The sequence below is a fragment of the Streptomyces ardesiacus genome (genome assembly GCF_003112575.1).
Taxonomy (GTDB): domain Bacteria; phylum Actinomycetota; class Actinomycetes; order Streptomycetales; family Streptomycetaceae; genus Streptomyces; species Streptomyces ardesiacus.
Map to the genome: position 1 here is coordinate 229611 of NZ_BEWC01000002.1, position 18998 is coordinate 248608.

13 protein-coding genes are annotated in these 18998 nt (G+C 71.5%); 8 read left to right on the forward strand and 5 right to left on the reverse strand.

Features of this window, described 5'->3' with window-relative positions; all coding sequences use genetic code 11:
* Positions 1-69: 69 nt before the first annotated feature.
* The 5 genes from Sdi02f_RS08010 (at position 70) to tuf (ending at position 8689) form a co-directional block, all read left to right on the forward strand.
* A complete protein-coding gene (locus Sdi02f_RS08010; RefSeq protein ID WP_030400193.1) occupies positions 70-3969 on the forward strand; it encodes a DNA-directed RNA polymerase subunit beta' in 3900 nt (1299 codons plus the stop codon).
* A 342-nt stretch (positions 3970-4311) separates the two neighbouring features.
* Entirely contained in the window at positions 4312-4683 is a 372-nt protein-coding gene (gene rpsL / locus Sdi02f_RS08015) for a 30S ribosomal protein S12 (RefSeq protein ID WP_003948652.1), read from the forward strand.
* A gap of 2 nt (positions 4684-4685) precedes the next feature.
* On the forward strand, positions 4686-5156 hold the full coding sequence (gene rpsG, locus Sdi02f_RS08020; protein ID WP_003974303.1) for a 30S ribosomal protein S7: 471 nt from the start codon (positions 4686-4688) through the stop codon (positions 5154-5156).
* 39 nt (positions 5157-5195) lie between these two features.
* Entirely contained in the window at positions 5196-7322 is a 2127-nt protein-coding gene (fusA, locus tag Sdi02f_RS08025) for an elongation factor G (protein ID WP_030400194.1), read from the forward strand.
* Positions 7323-7495: 173 nt separating this feature from the next.
* Entirely contained in the window at positions 7496-8689 is a 1194-nt protein-coding gene (gene tuf / locus Sdi02f_RS08030; RefSeq protein ID WP_030400195.1) for an elongation factor Tu, read from the forward strand.
* A 98-nt stretch (positions 8690-8787) separates the two neighbouring features.
* Here tuf and Sdi02f_RS08035 read toward each other — a convergent pair whose 3' ends face one another.
* Together Sdi02f_RS08035 and Sdi02f_RS08040 are read right to left on the reverse strand one after the other, a co-directional pair.
* Positions 8788-11250, reverse strand: a complete 2463-nt coding sequence (locus tag Sdi02f_RS08035) for an FtsX-like permease family protein (RefSeq protein WP_108933007.1) — start codon at positions 11248-11250, stop codon at positions 8788-8790.
* The gene (locus Sdi02f_RS08040; protein ID WP_031185270.1) at positions 11244-11984 is read right to left on the reverse strand and encodes an ABC transporter ATP-binding protein; all 741 of its coding nucleotides are present in this window, start codon (positions 11982-11984) and stop codon (positions 11244-11246) included. Before Sdi02f_RS08040 ends, Sdi02f_RS08035 begins: the two co-directional genes overlap by 7 nt.
* A gap of 212 nt (positions 11985-12196) precedes the next feature.
* Here Sdi02f_RS08040 and Sdi02f_RS08045 point away from each other — a divergent pair, with 212 nt between their 5' ends.
* From Sdi02f_RS08045 to Sdi02f_RS08055, 3 genes are all read left to right on the forward strand, one after another.
* Complete coding sequence (locus Sdi02f_RS08045; protein WP_167458160.1) at positions 12197-13483, forward strand: sensor histidine kinase; 1287 nt, start codon at positions 12197-12199, stop codon at positions 13481-13483.
* Positions 13483-14115 (forward strand): response regulator, encoded by a 633-nt coding sequence (locus Sdi02f_RS08050; protein ID WP_108933009.1) that lies wholly within the window; start codon positions 13483-13485, stop codon positions 14113-14115. The genes Sdi02f_RS08045 and Sdi02f_RS08050 overlap by 1 nt, the downstream gene beginning before the upstream one ends.
* Before the next feature lie 131 nt (positions 14116-14246).
* Positions 14247-15386, forward strand: coding sequence for a hypothetical protein (locus Sdi02f_RS08055; protein ID WP_031083298.1), 1140 nt, complete (start codon positions 14247-14249; stop codon positions 15384-15386).
* A gap of 102 nt (positions 15387-15488) precedes the next feature.
* Here Sdi02f_RS08055 and Sdi02f_RS08060 read toward each other — a convergent pair whose 3' ends face one another.
* The 3 genes from Sdi02f_RS08060 to Sdi02f_RS08070 form a co-directional block, all read right to left on the reverse strand.
* The gene (locus tag Sdi02f_RS08060; protein WP_108933010.1) at positions 15489-16865 is read right to left on the reverse strand and encodes an alpha-lytic protease prodomain-containing protein; all 1377 of its coding nucleotides are present in this window, start codon (positions 16863-16865) and stop codon (positions 15489-15491) included.
* A 123-nt stretch (positions 16866-16988) separates the two neighbouring features.
* Positions 16989-17936 (reverse strand): LysR family transcriptional regulator, encoded by a 948-nt coding sequence (locus Sdi02f_RS08065; protein WP_030400202.1) that lies wholly within the window; start codon positions 17934-17936, stop codon positions 16989-16991.
* Between the two features lie 64 nt (positions 17937-18000).
* A complete protein-coding gene (locus tag Sdi02f_RS08070) occupies positions 18001-18969 on the reverse strand; it encodes a helix-turn-helix transcriptional regulator (RefSeq protein WP_031083292.1) in 969 nt (322 codons plus the stop codon).
* Between the last annotated feature and the right edge of the window lie 29 nt (positions 18970-18998).

The window sequence follows — 18998 nt, forward strand, 5'->3', positions numbered from 1 at the left end:
AGGCCCCGCCGATCCCGCGACCCCCGTTTCAGACCACAGACTTACAACCCTGAGAGGGATTGACGCATAGTGCTCGACGTCAACTTCTTCGACGAGCTCCGGATCGGTCTGGCCACCGCTGACGACATCCGTCAGTGGAGCCACGGCGAGGTCAAGAAGCCCGAGACCATCAACTACCGCACCCTCAAGCCCGAGAAGGACGGACTCTTCTGCGAGAAGATCTTCGGTCCGACCCGGGACTGGGAGTGCTACTGCGGCAAGTACAAGCGCGTCCGCTTCAAGGGCATCATCTGTGAGCGCTGCGGCGTCGAGGTCACTCGCGCCAAGGTGCGCCGTGAGCGGATGGGCCACATCGAGCTGGCCGCTCCCGTCACCCACATCTGGTACTTCAAGGGCGTCCCGTCGCGCCTGGGCTACCTGCTGGACCTGGCGCCGAAGGACCTCGAGAAGGTCATCTACTTCGCCGCGTACATGATCACCTTCGTGGACGAGGAGCGCCGCACGCGCGACCTGCCCTCGCTGGAGGCCCACGTCTCCGTCGAGCGCCAGCAGATCGAGCAGCGCCGCGACTCCGACCTGGAGGCCCGCGCCAAGAAGCTCGAGACGGACCTCGCCGAGCTGGAGGCCGAGGGCGCCAAGGCCGACGTGCGCCGCAAGGTGCGCGAGGGCGCCGAGCGCGAGATGAAGCAGCTGCGCGACCGCGCCCAGCGCGAGATCGACCGCCTCGACGAGGTGTGGAACCGGTTCAAGAACCTCAAGGTCCAGGACCTGGAGGGCGACGAGCTGCTCTACCGCGAGCTGCGCGACCGCTTCGGCACCTACTTCGACGGTTCGATGGGCGCCGCCGCGCTGCAGAAGCGCCTGGAGTCCTTCGACCTGGAGGAGGAGGCCGAGCGCCTCCGCGAGATCATCCGCACCGGCAAGGGCCAGAAGAAGACCCGTGCGCTCAAGCGCCTCAAGGTCGTCTCGGCGTTCCTGCAGACCAGCAACAGCCCCAAGGGCATGGTGCTCGACTGCGTGCCGGTCATCCCGCCGGACCTGCGTCCGATGGTGCAGCTCGACGGTGGCCGCTTCGCGACCTCCGACCTGAACGACCTGTACCGCCGTGTCATCAACCGCAACAACCGCCTGAAGCGGCTTCTCGACCTCGGCGCGCCCGAGATCATCGTGAACAACGAGAAGCGCATGCTCCAGGAGGCCGTCGACGCGCTCTTCGACAACGGCCGCCGCGGCCGCCCGGTCACGGGCCCCGGCAACCGTCCGCTGAAGTCGCTGTCCGACATGCTCAAGGGCAAGCAGGGCCGCTTCCGTCAGAACCTGCTCGGCAAGCGAGTCGACTACTCGGCGCGTTCCGTCATCGTCGTCGGCCCGCAGCTCAAGCTGCACCAGTGCGGTCTGCCCAAGGCCATGGCGCTGGAGCTCTTCAAGCCGTTCGTGATGAAGCGCCTGGTCGACCTGAACCACGCGCAGAACATCAAGTCGGCCAAGCGCATGGTCGAGCGCGGCCGCACGGTCGTGTACGACGTGCTCGAAGAGGTCATCGCGGAGCACCCGGTCCTGCTGAACCGCGCTCCCACCCTGCACCGCCTCGGCATCCAGGCCTTCGAGCCGCAGCTGGTCGAGGGCAAGGCCATCCAGATCCACCCGCTCGTGTGCACCGCGTTCAACGCGGACTTCGACGGTGACCAGATGGCCGTGCACCTGCCGCTGTCCGCGGAGGCGCAGGCCGAGGCCCGCATCCTGATGCTGTCCTCGAACAACATCCTCAAGCCGGCCGACGGCCGTCCGGTGACGATGCCGACCCAGGACATGGTCCTCGGTCTGTTCTTCCTCACCACCGACGGAGAGGGCCGCGACCTCAAGGGCGAGGGCCGTGCCTTCGGTTCCGCCGCCGAGGCGATCATGGCGTTCGACGCGGGCGACCTGTCGCTCCAGTCGAAGGTCGACATCCGCTTCCCGGTGGGCACCATCCCGCCCCGCGGCTGGGAGCCCCCGGCCCGCGAGGAGGGTGAGCCGGAGTGGCAGCAGGGCGACACCTTCACCCTGAAGACCACGCTGGGCCGCGCGCTCTTCAACGAGCTGCTGCCCGAGGACTACCCCTTCGTCGACTACGAGGTCGGCAAGAAGCAGCTCTCCGAGATCGTCAACGACCTCGCCGAGCGCTACCCGAAGGTCATCGTGGCGGCGACGCTCGACAACCTGAAGGCGGCCGGCTTCTTCTGGGCGACCCGTTCCGGCGTCACCGTGGCCATCTCCGACGTCGTCGTTCCCGAGGCGAAGAAGGAGATCGTCAAGGGCTACGAGGCGCAGGACGAGAAGGTCCAGAAGCAGTACGAGCGCGGTCTGATCACCAAGGACGAGCGCACGCAGGAGCTCATCGCGATCTGGACCAAGGCGACCAACGAGGTCGCCGAGGCGATGAACGACAACTTCCCGAAGACCAACCCGATCTTCATGATGGTGAACTCGGGTGCACGAGGCAACATGATGCAGATGCGTCAGATCGCCGGTATGCGTGGTCTGGTGTCGAACGCGAAGAACGAGACGATCCCGCGTCCGATCAAGGCGTCCTTCCGTGAGGGCCTGTCCGTGCTGGAGTACTTCATCTCCACGCACGGTGCCCGCAAGGGTCTGGCGGACACCGCTCTGCGTACCGCCGACTCGGGTTACCTCACGCGTCGTCTGGTCGACGTCTCCCAGGACGTCATCATTCGCGAGGAGGACTGCGGCACCGAGCGCGGTCTCAGGCTGCGGATCGCCGAGCGCGGCGCGGACGGCGTGCTGCGCAAGGCGGACGACGTCGAGACCAGCGTCTACGCCCGCATGCTCGCCGAGGACGTCGTCATCGACGGCAAGGTCATCGCGCCGGCCAACGTCGACCTCGGTGACGTGCTGATCGACGCCCTGGTCGCCCACGGCGTCGAGGAGGTCAAGACCCGCTCGATCCTGACCTGCGAGTCCCAGGTCGGCACCTGCGCCATGTGCTACGGCCGCTCGCTGGCCACCGGCAAGCTGGTCGACATCGGTGAGGCGGTCGGCATCATCGCCGCCCAGTCCATCGGTGAGCCCGGCACCCAGCTGACGATGCGTACCTTCCACACCGGTGGTGTGGCCGGTGACGACATCACGCAGGGTCTGCCGCGTGTCGTCGAGCTCTTCGAGGCCCGTACCCCGAAGGGTGTCGCCCCGATCTCCGAGGCCTCCGGCCGCGTCCGGATCGAGGAGACCGAGAAGACCAAGAAGATCGTCGTCACCCCCGACGACGGCAGCGACGAGACGGCGTTCCCGATCTCGAAGCGCGCCCGTCTGCTGGTGGGCGAGGGCGACCACGTCGAGGTGGGCCAGAAGCTCACCGTGGGTGCCACCAACCCGCACGACGTGCTGCGCATCCTGGGTCAGCGTGCCGTCCAGGTCCACCTGGTCGGCGAGGTCCAGAAGGTCTACAACTCGCAGGGCGTGTCGATCCACGACAAGCACATCGAGATCATCATCCGGCAGATGCTGCGCCGCGTGACGATCATCGAGTCCGGCGACGCCGAGCTGCTGCCCGGCGAGCTGGTCGAGCGGACCAAGTTCGAGACCGAGAACCGTCGTGTGGTCCAGGAGGGCGGTCACCCGGCCTCCGGTCGTCCGCAGCTGATGGGTATCACCAAGGCCTCGCTGGCGACGGAGTCCTGGCTGTCGGCCGCCTCCTTCCAGGAGACGACCAGGGTCCTGACGGACGCGGCGATCAACGCCAAGTCCGACAGCCTCATCGGCCTCAAGGAGAACGTCATCATCGGTAAGCTCATCCCGGCCGGTACGGGTCTGTCCCGCTACCGCAACATCCGGGTGGAGCCCACCGAGGAGGCCAAGGCCGCGATGTACTCGGCCGTCGGCTACGACGACATCGACTACTCGCCGTTCGGCACGGGCTCCGGCCAGGCCGTTCCGCTGGAGGACTACGACTACGGTCCGTACAACCAGTAGGCGAGTGGCCTGACGGTCCGAAGGGCGGTCACCCCGTGCGGGTGGCCGCCCTTCGGCGTGCCCGGAGCGTGCCGGGCAAAGCGGGGCGAACCGGGCGGCGGGGCCGCTGTCGCCCATTTGTTTTGACCGCAGCGAATGCGATAGGTACGCTCAGACCTTGTGCCTGGGGTGTGCCCTGGCTCCGTGCGTGCCTACAACCGCACCGGGGCCGCATGTGGCCACCGCATCTCGCGTCTCCTACCGCCTCGCGGGCGGAGCTCGCGGTTTCGACACACCCGACCGCGTGGGTCGGTGACGTTCCAGGTTAGCTTCACCATTCGGCACACAGAAACCGGAGAAGTAGTGCCTACGATCCAGCAGCTGGTCCGCAAGGGCCGGCAGGACAAGGTCGAGAAGAACAAGACGCCCGCACTCGAGGGTTCCCCTCAGCGTCGTGGCGTCTGCACGCGTGTGTTCACGACCACCCCGAAGAAGCCGAACTCGGCCCTGCGTAAGGTCGCGCGTGTGCGTCTGACCAGTGGCATCGAGGTCACCGCTTACATTCCGGGTGAGGGGCACAACCTGCAGGAGCACTCCATCGTGCTCGTGCGCGGCGGCCGTGTGAAGGACCTGCCGGGTGTTCGTTACAAGATCATCCGCGGCTCCCTCGACACCCAGGGTGTCAAGAACCGCAAGCAGGCCCGCAGCCGCTACGGCGCCAAGAAGGAGAAGTAAGAATGCCTCGTAAGGGCCCCGCCCCGAAGCGCCCGGTCATCATCGACCCGGTCTACGGTTCTCCTCTGGTGACCTCCCTGATCAACAAGGTGCTGCTGAACGGCAAGCGCTCCACCGCCGAGCGCATCGTCTACGGCGCCATGGAGGGCCTGCGCGAGAAGACCGGCAACGACCCGGTCATCACGCTCAAGCGCGCTCTCGAGAACATCAAGCCGACCCTCGAGGTCAAGTCCCGCCGTGTCGGTGGTGCGACGTACCAGGTGCCGATCGAGGTCAAGCCCGGCCGCGCCAACACCCTCGCGCTGCGCTGGCTCGTCGGCTACTCCCGCGCCCGTCGCGAGAAGACCATGACCGAGCGTCTGCTCAACGAGCTCCTCGACGCCTCCAACGGCCTGGGTGCCGCTGTGAAGAAGCGCGAGGACACGCACAAGATGGCCGAGTCCAACAAGGCCTTCGCGCACTACCGCTGGTAGTCGCTACCCACATCGAGACCGAGAGAAGACTGAAGCCTCATGGCTACCACTTCACTTGACCTGGCCAAGGTCCGCAACATCGGGATCATGGCCCACATCGACGCGGGCAAGACGACCACTACCGAGCGGATCCTGTTCTACACCGGCGTGTCGTACAAGATCGGTGAGGTCCACGACGGCGCCGCCACGATGGACTGGATGGAGCAGGAGCAGGAGCGTGGCATCACGATCACGTCTGCTGCGACCACCTGTCACTGGCCGCTCGAGGACAACGACTACACGATCAACATCATCGACACCCCGGGGCACGTCGACTTCACCGTCGAGGTGGAGCGTTCCCTGCGTGTGCTCGACGGTGCCGTGACCGTGTTCGACGGTGTCGCCGGTGTCGAGCCGCAGTCCGAGACGGTGTGGCGTCAGGCCGACCGTTACGGCGTGCCCCGCATCTGCTTCGTGAACAAGCTGGACCGCACCGGCGCCGAGTTCCACCGCTGCGTGGACATGATCTCGGACCGCCTGGGCGCCCAGCCGCTCGTCATGCAGCTCCCCATCGGCGCCGAGGCCGACTTCCAGGGCGTCGTGGACCTGGTCCGCATGAAGGCGCTCGTGTGGTCCGCCGACGCGGCCAAGGGCGAGATGTACGACACCGTCGACATCCCGGCCACGCACACCGAGGCCGCCGAGGAGTGGCGCGGCAAGCTGGTCGAGGCCGTCGCGGAGAACGACGAAGAGGTCATGGAGCTCTTCCTGGAGGGACAGGAGCCCACCGAGGAGCAGCTCTACGCCGCGATCCGTCGCATCACCATCGCGTCCGGCAAGTCCGACGAGACCACGGTCACCCCCGTGTTCTGCGGCACCGCGTTCAAGAACAAGGGCGTCCAGCCCCTGCTCGACGCGGTCGTGCGCTACCTGCCGACCCCGCTCGACGTCGAGGCCATCGAGGGCCACGACGTCAAGGACCCCGAGGTCGTCGTCAAGCGCAAGCCGTCCGAGGACGAGCCGCTGGCCGCGCTCGCGTTCAAGATCATGAGCGACCCGCACCTCGGCAAGCTCACCTTCGTCCGGGTCTACTCGGGCCGCCTGGAGTCCGGCACCGCGGTGCTGAACTCCGTCAAGGGCAAGAAGGAGCGCATCGGCAAGATCTACCGCATGCACGCCAACAAGCGTGAGGAGATCGAGTCGGTGGGCGCCGGCGACATCGTCGCCGTCATGGGCCTGAAGCAGACCACCACCGGTGAGACGCTGTCCGACGACAAGAACCCGGTCATCCTGGAGTCCATGGACTTCCCGGCGCCGGTCATCGAGGTCGCGATCGAGCCCAAGTCCAAGGGCGACCAGGAGAAGCTGGGTGTGGCCATCCAGCGTCTCGCGGAGGAGGACCCCTCCTTCCAGGTGCACACCAACGAGGAGACCGGCCAGACCGTCATCGGCGGCATGGGCGAGCTTCACCTCGAGGTGCTGGTCGACCGGATGAAGCGCGAGTTCAAGGTCGAGGCCAACGTCGGCAAGCCCCAGGTCGCGTACCGCGAGACGATCCGCAAGACCGTCGAGCGCGTGGACTACACCCACAAGAAGCAGACCGGTGGTACCGGTCAGTTCGCCAAGGTGCAGATCGCGATCGAGCCGATCGAGGGCGGCGACGCCTCGTACGAGTTCGTGAACAAGGTCACCGGTGGCCGCATCCCGAAGGAGTACATCCCTTCGGTGGACGCCGGTGCGCAGGAGGCCATGCAGTTCGGCATCCTGGCCGGCTACGAGATGACGGGCGTCCGCGTCACGCTCATCGACGGTGGCTACCACGAGGTCGACTCCTCCGAGCTCGCCTTCAAGATCGCCGGTTCGCAGGCCTTCAAGGAGGCCGCGCGCAAGGCTTCGCCCGTGCTTCTGGAGCCGATGATGGCCGTCGAGGTCACCACGCCCGAGGACTACATGGGCGAGGTCATCGGCGACATCAACTCCCGCCGTGGCCAGATCCAGGCCATGGAGGAGCGTGCGGGTGCCCGCGTCGTCAAGGGGCTCGTGCCCCTGTCGGAGATGTTCGGCTACGTCGGCGACCTCCGCAGCAAGACGTCGGGTCGCGCAAGCTACTCGATGCAGTTCGACTCCTACGCCGAGGTTCCCCGGAACGTCGCCGAGGAGATCATCGCGAAGGCCAAGGGCGAGTAACGGGCTACTCCGTTTAACGGACCCCGTTCTCACGCTTTAGGCTTGACCCCGGAGCCTGCATGGGGCATTCCGCCGCGAACCCGGTGGAATGCCCCCGGCACCCGGGCTTTCCAGCAAAGATCACCTGGCGCCGATGAGTAAGGCGTACAGAACCACTCCACAGGAGGACCCCAGTGGCGAAGGCGAAGTTCGAGCGGACTAAGCCGCACGTCAACATCGGCACCATCGGTCACATCGACCACGGTAAGACGACCCTCACGGCCGCCATTACCAAGGTGCTGCACGACGCGTACCCGGAGCTCAACGAGGCCTCGGCGTTCGACCAGATCGACAAGGCTCCCGAGGAGCGCCAGCGCGGTATCACCATCTCCATCGCGCACGTCGAGTACCAGACCGAGACGCGCCACTACGCGCACGTCGACTGCCCCGGTCACGCGGACTACATCAAGAACATGATCACGGGTGCCGCGCAGATGGACGGCGCCATCCTCGTGGTCGCCGCCACCGACGGCCCGATGCCGCAGACCAAGGAGCACGTGCTCCTGGCCCGCCAGGTCGGCGTTCCGTACATCGTCGTCGCCCTGAACAAGGCCGACATGGTGGACGACGAGGAGATCCTGGAGCTCGTCGAGCTCGAGGTCCGTGAGCTCCTCTCCGAGTACGAGTTCCCGGGCGACGACGTTCCCGTCGTCAAGGTCTCCGCCCTGAAGGCCCTCGAGGGCGACAAGGAGTGGGGCAACTCCGTCCTCGAGCTCATGAAGGCCGTGGACGAGGCCATCCCGGAGCCCGAGCGCGACGTCGACAAGCCGTTCCTGATGCCGATCGAGGACGTCTTCACCATCACCGGTCGCGGTACGGTCGTCACCGGCCGCATCGAGCGTGGTGTCCTCAAGGTCAACGAGACCGTCGACATCATCGGCATCAAGCAGGAGAAGACCACCACCACGGTCACCGGCATCGAGATGTTCCGGAAGCTCCTCGACGAGGGCCAGGCCGGTGAGAACGTCGGTCTGCTCCTCCGTGGCATCAAGCGCGAGGACGTCGAGCGCGGCCAGGTCATCATCAAGCCGGGCTCGGTCACCCCGCACACCGAGTTCGAGGCCCAGGCCTACATCCTGTCCAAGGACGAGGGTGGCCGCCACACGCCGTTCTTCAACAACTACCGTCCGCAGTTCTACTTCCGTACGACGGACGTGACCGGCGTCGTGACCCTCCCCGAGGGCACCGAGATGGTCATGCCGGGTGACAACACCGAGATGAAGGTGGAGCTCATCCAGCCCGTCGCCATGGAAGAGGGCCTGAAGTTCGCCATCCGCGAGGGTGGCCGGACCGTGGGCGCCGGCCAGGTCACCAAGATCAACAAGTAAGTTCCGCTTGCTTGTCGGTCGGTCCGACCTGACATGGGCTGATGCCTGAGAGGGCCCGTACGACTTCGGTCGTACGGGCCCTTTCCGCGTTGCCGGGGTCACTCCCGTGTGCCGGCCAGTTCCGTCGGTCGCCTGCGCAGGGCCAGGGCGGTGGGGAGGAGGGACGCGGTCGTCGCCAGTGCCGCGCAGATGGCGGTGACCGCGGCGAGGGGCGTCCACGGCAGCCCGGGGGTGCCGTGGACGGACAGCAGGCGCAGCGCGGCCCACATCCCGGTGAGGTTGAGGGCGGCCACCGCCAGTCCCAGCACCGCGCCGACGGCGACCACCGTCAGCGACTCCGCGCCGGTCAGCCGCAGCACCTGCCACCGGGTGGCGCCCGCCAGCCGCAGCGCGGCCAGGTCGCGCACGCGGCCGGAGGCCGCCGTCACCGTGGTGTTGACCAGAAAGATGCCGGTGTACAGCAGGGCGATGCCGAGGACCAGCAGAAGGCCGGCGCGGGTCGTGCGGTCGGTCCGGGGGTGGGTGGCCGTGAGCCACGCGTCCCGGTCCGACACCTGGGCGCCGGCCGGTCCGGCCGCGCCGCGCAGCGCCCGGGCCACCGTGCCCGCGTCCGCGCCGTCCGCGACGGTGACGTCCACCCGGCCGACCGGGGAGCCGGGAGCGTTGGCCGAGGTGACGTAGACGCCGTTGTCACCGGTGCCGGTGGTCATCACGGCGGCGATGCGCAGGGTCTTCTCGGTGCCGTCGCCGAGCCACACCCGGACGCGGTCGCCGACGGTGTGCCGCTCCCACTCCTCGTTGACGACGATCGAGCCGTCGTCGAGACCGGTCACCGAGCCCGCCGCGAGCGGCAGCCGCGCGGTGGCCGCCAGCGCGGCGGGGTCGGCGACGGCGTGCGCGTCGGACTTGATCAGGGCCACGCCCTCCTCCAGGACGTACACGGCGGTGGAGGAGACCGGGGAGACGGCGGCCGTCCCGGGTACCGCCCGCAGCCGGTCCACGGTCGCCGCGTCGAAGCCGGTCCCGTCGGGCGCCGTGACCACGAGGTCGGCGGCGGTCCGCTCGCGCGCCTCGGTGGCGCCCGCCTCGTTGAGCGTCGCGGTGGCGCCGAGCAGCGAGCCCGCGAGGGCGACCGTCACCAGTACGGGTGCCGCGAGCGCGGCCGTGCGGCGTGTCCCGGCGGCGGTGTTCTCCCGCACCAGCATGCCCGTCGCCCCCGGGAGCCGGGCGGGCAGCCACGTCAGCAGCCGGGTCAGCGGACGGACCACGACGGGGGCGAGCAGCGCGGCCGCGCTGATCAGCAGCATCGGCCGGCTCACGTACGTCTTGCGGTGCAACAGGTCCGCGGGGTCGCCGGCCAGGGCGACGGCGAGCGTCACCAGCGCGGCCAGCAGCAGGCCCCCGCCCCACAGCCACCGCCCGCGGGTCATGGCCCCGGTGTCCACGGACGCCTCGCGCAGTGCCTGCGTGGGCGCGGTCCGGCCGGCCCGCCAGGACGCGGTGACCACGCCGCACAGGGCGACGAGCAGACCGGTCCAGAAGGCCACGTGGTACGGCCAGGTGTGGGCGCCGATCGTGAACCAGGCCGGTGCCAGGCCCTCGTCGGCCGCCCGTGCCGCCAGGTGCGGGGCGCCGTACGAACCGAGCACGCAGCCGGTCGCCGAGGCGAGCGCGCCCACCGCCGTCCCCTCGGCCAGCACCGTGCGGCGGACCTGGCCGGGCGTCGCCCCGGCGGTGCGCAGCAGCCCGAACTCCCGGCGCCGCTGCGCCACCGCGAAGGCGAAGGTGGACGCCACGACGAACACCGACACGAACGCGCAGACGCCGCCGGCCGTGCCGAACAGGGCGTTCATCGCGGTCGTCGCCTCGCGGTCCCGCTCGTGACCGGCGTCGGCGTACCGGCGGTCGCCGCCGGTCAGCACCCGTACCCCCGCACTGTCGCGCACCGCCTCCCGCACCGCCGCCGGGCCGGCGTCGACGACGAGCTGGAGGCTGACGGGGGAGAGCCGGGCGGCCTGGGCGTCGGTGTAGAAGACGGCGTTCTCGAAGCCGCGGTCGGGCACGGTGCCCACGACCTCCACGGCGCCCCGGTCGGTGCGCAGCCGTTCGCCGGGTGCGGCCCAGGCGCCGCTGACGACGACCTCGCCGTCGGCGCGCGGGGCGCGGCCCGCGTCGATCCCGTACGGGGCGAACGCGGCGGTGGACCACGGGTGGCCCACCAGGTCACCGGGCGCGCCCTCGGCGCGCACCGGGAAGGACCGGTCCTCGACGACCCGGCCGAGGTGCCTGAGCCGGGCGACGGTCTTGGCGGGCACCGCACGCGGCTGGGCGAGCGGCTTCGTACGGTCGCCGTTCGGCGTGCTCACCCGCAGCGTGTCCGGCCCCCGGACCACGACCGGTGCGGCGGCGAACCGCTGCGGCGCGCGGGCCGGGGCGTCCGACGAGGAGGCGAGCGCCAGCCCCGTCACCGTCAGCAGCGCCACCCCCAGGGACAGGGCGACGAAGCTGCCGGTGAAGGTGATCCATCGGGTGCGCAGCGTCTGGAGGGCGACCGTCAGCACGGGACCGCCTCCAGCCGGGTCATGCGGGTGGCGATGGCGTCGGCGCCCGCCCCGGCCAGCTCGCCGTCCGGGCGGCCGTCGACGAGGAAGACCACGCGGTCGGCGAAGGACGCGGCCACCGGGTCGTGGGTGACCATGACGACCGTCTGGCCCTCGCGGTCGACCATGCCGCGCAGCAGGGCGAGCACCTCGCGGCCGGTACGGGAGTCCAGCGCCCCCGTCGGCTCGTCGGCGAACAGCACCTCCGGGCGGGTGATCAGCGCGCGGGCCAGGGCGACGCGCTGCTGCTGGCCGCCCGAGAGCTGTGTGGGCCGGTGCCGGGCGCGGTCGGCCAGGCCGACCTGGGCCAGCGCCTCGCGCACCCGGGACCGGGAGGGGCGGTGGCCGGACAGCCGCAGGGGGAGCGCCACGTTCTGCGCGGCGGTCAGGGACGGCAGCAGGTTGAACGCCTGGAAGACGAAGCCGACGTGCTCCCGGCGCAGCAGGGTCAGCCGCCGCTCGCTCAGTCCGGTCAGCTCCGTGCCGCCGACGACGACCGATCCCGACGTGGGGCGGTCGAGGCCGGCCGCGCACTGCAGGAGGGTCGACTTGCCGGAGCCGGAGGGGCCCATGACGGCGGTGAAGGTGCCGCGCCCGAAGGCGAGGGAGACCTCGTCGAGTGCCGTCACGGCGTTGGCTCCCAGGCCGTACCGTCTGCTGACGGAACGCAGTCGGATCGCGTCGTCGCCGGTCATGTCCCCACCTCTCCTCTGCCCCCGCCGCCGGGTCGGTGGCGCGGTGCCGCCACGAAACCGCGGGAGAGGGCTCCGGCGCAGTGCGGCAGGGGCGAGAACAGGGGTAGGGCGGGCCATACCCCCGGGACGCCCACTGGGCCGATGGCCCCTCCGTGCACCCGGGTTCTACGGTGATCCGCATGCACCCCCGTCCCCGCACCGTGTGGCAGGCCATGTCCGCCCCCGGCTTCCTGCTCTCGCCGTGGCCCTGGCGCGCCGCCGCCTACCTCGTCACCGGGGCCTTGGCCGGCGCCCTGACCCTGGTGGGCCTGGTGGCCGCGGTCGCCCTCGGGGGCGTTCTCGCCGTCGTCCTGGTGGGGCTGCCGCTGCTGGTGCTCACCGCTCTCGCCGGCATCCCCGTGGCCCGCCTCGAACGGCACCGGCTGCGCCTGGTCGAGGGCGGCCCCGCTCCCGCTCGGCCCGTACGGCAGCCGCCCGCCACCGGACCGTGGCCCTGGCTGACCACGCGGCTGAGGGAGCGGGCGACCTGGCGGGAGCTGGGCCACGCCCTGCTGTTCGCCCTGGTGCTCTGGCCGCTGGACGCCCTGGCCGTCACGTTCGCCCTGGCCGCGCCCCTCTCGCTCGCCGCCACCCCGCTGCTGATGGCCACGGTCGGCGGCGGCGAGGAGGCGAAGGTGCTCAAGCAGTGGACGGTCACCACCTGGCCCGCCGCCTGGGGCGTCGCCGTGCTCGGGCTGCTGCTCCTCGCCCTCGGCGGCTACGCGCTGGGCCTGGCGGCGGGCGCGCGGGCCGAACTGGGCCGGGTGCTCGTGGGCGCCCCGCGCGGGGGCGACCAGACGGCGCGGGTCGTCGAACTCACCCGCTCCCGGGTGCGGTTGGTGGACGCCTTCGAGGCCGAACGGCGCCGGATCGAACGCGACCTGCACGACGGCGCCCAGCAGCGTCTGGTCGCCCTGACGATGACTCTCGGCCTGGCCCGCCTGGACGCGCCGCCCGGGCCGCTGGCCGACCAGCTCGCCAAGGCGCACGGGGAGGCGGGCAGGGCGCTGGAGGAACTGCGCGAGCTGATCCACGGCATCCACCCCAAGGTCCTCGCCGACTACGGCCTGCCCGCGGCCGTCGCCGACGCCGCCGACCGCTCCGCCGTCCCCGTCGACGTCGCCCTGGAGGTGCCCGGACGGCTGCCCCAGGCGGTGGAGGCCGCCGCCTACTTCGTGGTCCGCGAGGCCCTCGCCAACATCGGCCGGCACAGCGGTGCCGCCCGCGCGGAGATATCCGGCGGCCACCGCGAGGGGCGGCTCGTCCTGCGGATCCGCGACGACGGCCGGGGCGGGGCCGACGCCGCCGCGGGCAGCGGGCTGACCGGACTCGCCGACCGGGTGTCCGTCCTGGATGGCAGACTCTCCCTGTCCAGCCCGCCGGGCGGACCGACCCTGCTGAGCGTGGAGATCCCGTGCGAGCCCTGCGACCCCTCGGAGCCGGCCGAGCCCTGCGCGTAGTGCTGGCCGAGGACAGCGTCCTGCTGCGGGACGGACTGACCGGCCTGCTCACCCGCTTCGGCCACGAGGTCGTGGCCGCCGTCGGCGACGCGGAGGCCCTCGTCGCGGCCGTGACGCGGCACGCCCCGGACATCGTCGTCACCGACGTCCGGATGCCGCCCGGCTTCCAGGACGAGGGCCTGCAGGCGGCCGTGCACCTGCGCGCCGAGCGGCCCGCGCTGCCCGTCCTCGTCCTCAGCCAGTACGTGCAACGGACGTACGCCTCCGAGCTGTTGGACTCCGGCGACGGCACCGGCGTCGGCTATCTGCTCAAGGACCGCGTCGGCCAGGTCGAGGAGTTCGTCGACGCCCTGGCCGAGGTCGCGGGCGGCGGGACCGTCGTCGACCCGGAGGTCGTACGGCAGTTGCTGCGCCGCCGCCGGGACCCGCTGGAGCGGCTGAGCCCGCGGGAGCGGGAGGTGCTGGCGCTGGTCGCGCAGGGGCGGTCCAACGCGGCCGTCGCCCGCGAGCTCGTCGTCTCCGAGGCGGCCGTGGGCAAGCACATCGGCAGCATCCTCGCCAAGCTCGACCTGCCCCCGGCGACCGAGACCCACCGCCGGGTGCTGGCGGTGCTGGCGTATCTGCGGGGCTGACGCGGGCCGGGTGGGTGCACCGGTGTTCGGGTTTGGTCACAAGTCCCGCTCGGCCCGGCACATGTCCCGTGCGCGGCGGCACGATGGGCGCCGGAAGTCCGCGACCGCGCCGCGATCCAGAAAGTGAGCCCGTGAGTTCCGTCCCGCCTCCCGAGCGTTCCGACGACGAATCCGCCCCCTCGATCTCCGACGAGCAGTTGGAGTCGTTCCTGCGGGAGGCCGCCGAAGGCGGGGGCGCCCCCGCGCCCAAGGAGCCGTCGGCGCGGGCGCGGATGGTGGCCGCGCGGCTGCGGGACCAGGAGGAGCCGGCGCCCTGGCGCGGCGGCCCGCAGAGCACCCCGGCGCGCGGGAGCCGGGACCGCCGGCGCCGGGCGGGCGCGGTCGCCGGCGTGCTGGTGCTGGCGGCGGTCGCGGTGGTCGCCCTGCGGCCCTCCCTGGTCCTGGACCGGCTGCCCGGCGACGACGCCTCCGCGCAGCCGACGCTCGCGGCCGAGACGGCGCGGCCGACCGGCGCTCCCGCGAACGCCGCCGGGTCACCACAGGCCACCCGCGAGCACCCGTTCGCCGGTTCCCCCGCCGAGCGGTGGGCCGAGGGCGCCGACGCCATCGTGGTGCCGGAGGCGAAGGCACTGTCCGGCCTGGGCAAGGACGACGTGGCCTTCGCCCTGCGCCGCGCCAAGGAACTCCTGGTCGCCGCCAACCTGGACCCGGCCGTACTGCGCGGGGAGCGGCCGGACGAGGCGCTGGACGTCCTCGACCCGAAGCAGCCGGAACTGCTGCCGAAGCTGCGCCGCTCCCTGAGCGCCCCGGACGCGGACCACGACCCGCTGCGCCTGTTCACCCGCTTCGACCCGGAGGAGACCCGGCTGGCCGGCGACGTCGTCAAGGTCCGCGGGCGCATGACGCTCGCCGCCGGCGAACCCGGCGTGGTGAAGGTCGACGCGGACTACACCTTCGTCTACCCGCTGGTGCGGGTGAACGACGAGGACGGGCCGGTCGCGCGCACCATCATCCGCCGCGAGATCACCCTCACCCTGAACGACCCGGCCCGGTGGAACGTGACCGAGGGCAAGCTCCTGATGGAGAAGTACTTCTCGGAGTACGGCAACACCGACTGCGACGTCCACGACGGCTACCTGCACCCCGGCTTCCCCGACGACGACGGCCCCGGCGGCGCGCGGCCCACCGGCCCCTCGACCGACCCGTACGACCGCAGCCGGCCCGTCACCGGCTCGGAGCCGGGGGACTGCGGGCAGGTCACCCGCACCTGACGGACCGGGAACGACGTGACCGGGCCCGGGCGCTCTCCCTCACGCACGCCCGGACCCGTCCCCCGTTGTCCCCCTGTGGGGGGTCAGTGGGGCGTCACACCGTCACACCCGCTGCCACAGCGCGGGAACGTTCGGCGGCTCCCAGCCCGCGTAGGCCTGGTGGCCCTGCAGGCAGCGGTAGGTGGCGCCGCCGTAGGTCACGGTGTCGCCCGGCTGGTAGACGGTGCCGGCCGCCCAGGTGCCGCCGGGCTGCTGCCCGCCGTCGTCACCGCCGCCGTCGTTGCCGCCGGTGGTCTTGAGCGTGAGCCCGTAGTTCTGGAGCAGGGCGTTGACCGGCTGGAAGAAGGTCTCGCCGCCGGACCGGCAGTCGCCGGATCCGCCCGAGGTGACACCCTGCGCCTGGCTGCCGGAGATGTAGGAGCCGCCCGAGTCGCCGGGCTCGGCGCACACCGTGGTCCTGGTGACCGGGGAGACGGTGCCCTCCTGGTAGGTGACGCTGGTGTTGAGCTGCGTGACGGTGCCGCAGTGCCAGCCGGTCGTCGAGCCGGAGCGGCACACGGACGCGCCGACCGCGGCGGCCGTGGACCCGGTGACCTGGACGTTCTGCCCGCTGGCGCCGTTGACGTACGGGGTCGCCGTCCAGTTGGAGTTGGTGGCCACCCACGCCATGTCGCGGCCGGGGAAGACCGAGCCCTGGAAGGTGCCCTGGGCCACCTGGTTGGAGCCCGTCGTGCTGGAACCGGCCCGGCCGCAGTGGCCCGCGGTGGCGAAGCCCTGCTGGGTGCCCTTGGTGACCGGGAAGCCGATCGAGCAGCGGCTGCTGTTGTTGATGTAGTACGCTTCGCCGCCGCGCAGGTCGTAGAAGGTGCGGGGCCGCTCGGTGCGGCTCTCCACGCGGGCGAGGGAACGGTCGACACCGGCCGCCGCCAGCAGCGAACGCGCCGCGGCCGGTCGTATCGCCTCGACGACGACGGTGTTGGTGCGGGTGTCGACGTACCAGACGGGCGCGTCGGCGGTGTCGAGACCGGCCGCCGCCTTGTCCATGCGGGCCTTGGCCGCGTCCAGGTCGGCGAGCGAGTGGCGTACGACCCTGGCCTCGGCGCCCCGGGCCTCGATGGCGGCGACGTCATCGGCGTCCGTCGTCGCCACCGTCAGGGTGCCGGACTCGGCACCGTCCACCCACGCGCCCGCGAAGTCGCCGCCGAGCGCGGCCCGCAGCAGGCCCGCGGTGGCGCCCGCCTCGGCCTCGTTGGCGAGGCGGCGCTCCGCCTGCTGACGGTCGAGGCCGAGGTCCCGCTGCATCGCCTTGAGCAGAGCGGGCGGCGCGGCGTCGGTGCGCAGGGACTCCGCCGCGGTGGGGGTGCGGTCGGCGGGTGCCGTCCCGGCGCTCGCGGAGCCGCTGAGCCCGGCCACGAGCAGGGCGGCGGTCGCCGCGACGGCGGCACCCATGGCTCTGCGGTGTCGGTGTCGGTGGTGCATGGGGGATCTCCTCGGTCTCGGTGGGAGGTGCCGAAACCGTAGGGAGGGGCGAGCGGCCGCCATAAGAGCTCAGTCGTCCCTCTCCCCGGCGTTATGGAAGACGTACGGGCCGGGGCGGAGGGCTCAGGGGACCCGGTGGGCCGACAGCCACTCCGTGTAGCTGTCGCTGTTCGCCGCCACGCTCGCGTGCGCCATGCGGGCCTGGGAGAGCACGGCGCCCGCGGTGTCCTGCCGCTGGGTCGCCGCGTGCCAGCCCAGCAGGTGCCGCCAGGTCAGCGGGGTGCCGGTGAGCGGGCGGGTCACGGCCCGGGGCGTGGTCGGAAAGGTCGCCCGGCACAGCCCGACCGCCCGCCCCACCTGCACCAGGTGCACGACGGAGGCGGTGTCCGTCTCGTACATGCGGCGCGGGGTGAAACCGGCGCGGGCGCAGGAGGCGGTGAAGCAGTCGCCGAAGCAGCCGTCGCCCGGTACGCAGGCCCACTCCTCGTCGGCCAGCTCGGTCAGGTCCACCTCGGCGCGGTCGGCCAGCGGGTGGCCCTCGGGCATCATCACGAACACCGGGTCCACGGCGACCTCCCGCCACACCAGCCCCTCGCCCGCGGGCGGCGGCGCGGTGCCGCAGGTCCCGGCGAGCGCGAAGTCCAGGCGTCCTTCGCTGAGTTGTCCGGCCAGCTCCCGTTCGGACCAGGAGGTGCAGGTCGTCATCCGGGCGTCGGGTGCCACTCCGGCCAGCCGGTCGAGGAGGGCGCCCAGCAGGGGCCCGTGGGTGCCGCCGATCCGCAGCCGCTCCGCCGTGCGCGGCGCGCGGGCGAACCGGGCCGCCTCCTGCTGCAGCTCGGTCACCGCGGGCAGCACGATCCGGCTGCGTTCCAGCACCAGTTCGCCCAGCGCGGTGGCCCGTACGCCGTGCCGTCCCCGGACGAACAGCGCTCCGCCCAGGGCCCGTTCGATCCGCTTGAGCTGTGCGCTCAACGCGGGCTGTGCGAGCCCGAGAGCCGTCGCCGCCCTGGTGAGACTGCCGGCGTCGGCGATGGCCCGGACCGTCTTGAGATGCCGCAACTCCAGCTCCATGAGGGGAGCTTGCGACGCGGGGAGGACCGGGGCAAGGGGTTGGTACGGACCTGTGGAGGAAACTTCAAGTACTCGCGTCCTCGTTCGCGGCGAGCACCTCACGCGTCAGGCGCAGCAGCGCCTCCCGTACGGAGTCGGGCGCCAGCACGCGCAGCGGCGTACCGAGGCCCAGCAGATATGCGGCCAGCATCTCCGCGCTGGACCCGCCGACCTCCACGACGGTGGCGTCCGGACCGTCGGCGCGGTGCAGTCCGACCGTGGCGGGAATCAGCCGCAGCGCCTGCTCCCCGGGCACCGGCAGGCGGACGGTGGCCAGCACCGCGTACGGTCCGGTCGCGGTGGCGCGGGACACGAGGAGCGCCGGATCGGGCAGCGGGCCGGTGAACTCGACGGCCCGCCCGGTCGGCTGCACCCGCTCGACCCGGTCGGCCCGGAACGTCCGCCACTCGTCCCGCTCGACGTCCCGTGCCACGAAGTACCAGCGCCGCCCGGTGTGCACGAGCCGGTACGGATCGACGTCCCGCACACTGGCCCGCCCCGCCCAGTCCCGGTACGCCATCCGCGCCCGCTCGCCCCGCCGGCACGCGCCCGCCAGCTCCAGCAGCATCCCCGCCGCGACCTGCGGTTCCCCGGCCGCCCTCGGCGTCTGCACGAACGCGGAGTCCATCTCCGCGAGCCGCTCCGCCACCCGCCGCGGCAGCACCTGCCGCAGCTTCAGCAATGCCGACAGCGCGGCCTGGTCCCCGCCGAGCGCCCCGCTCAGCGCGGCCTCCCGCAGCCCGACGGCCACGGCGAGGGCCTCCTCGTCGTCCAGGATCAGCGGCGGCGTACGCGTCCCCGGCCGCAGCCGGTACCCGCCCCAGGGCCCCGGGTCGGAGTCGACGGCGTACCCCAGCTCCCGCAGCCGGGCGACGTCCCGCCGCACGGTCCGCTCCGTCACCTCCATCCGCTCGGCCAGCTCGGCGCAGGTCCAGGCGGGACGGACGGCGAGCAGCGAGACCAGCCGCAGCAGCCGGGCGGAAGTACTGAGCACGGTGGGCAAGTCTGCCACCGAAGGATGAG

Bases quoted from the DNA above. Each gene is read 5' to 3' on its own strand.
- rpsG (WP_003974303.1), top strand. From the start codon at position 4,686: ATGCCTCGTAAGGGCCCCGCCCCGAAGCGCCCGGTCATCATCGACCCG.
- fusA (WP_030400194.1), top strand. From the start codon at position 5,196: ATGGCTACCACTTCACTTGACCTGGCCAAGGTCCGCAACATCGGGATC.
- Sdi02f_RS08040 (WP_031185270.1), bottom strand. From the start codon at position 11,984: ATGACCGGCGACGACGCGATCCGACTGCGTTCCGTCAGCAGACGGTAC.
- Sdi02f_RS08045 (WP_167458160.1), top strand. From the start codon at position 12,197: ATGTCCGCCCCCGGCTTCCTGCTCTCGCCGTGGCCCTGGCGCGCCGCC.
- Sdi02f_RS08060 (WP_108933010.1), bottom strand. From the start codon at position 16,865: ATGCACCACCGACACCGACACCGCAGAGCCATGGGTGCCGCCGTCGCG.
- Sdi02f_RS08065 (WP_030400202.1), bottom strand. From the start codon at position 17,936: ATGGAGCTGGAGTTGCGGCATCTCAAGACGGTCCGGGCCATCGCCGAC.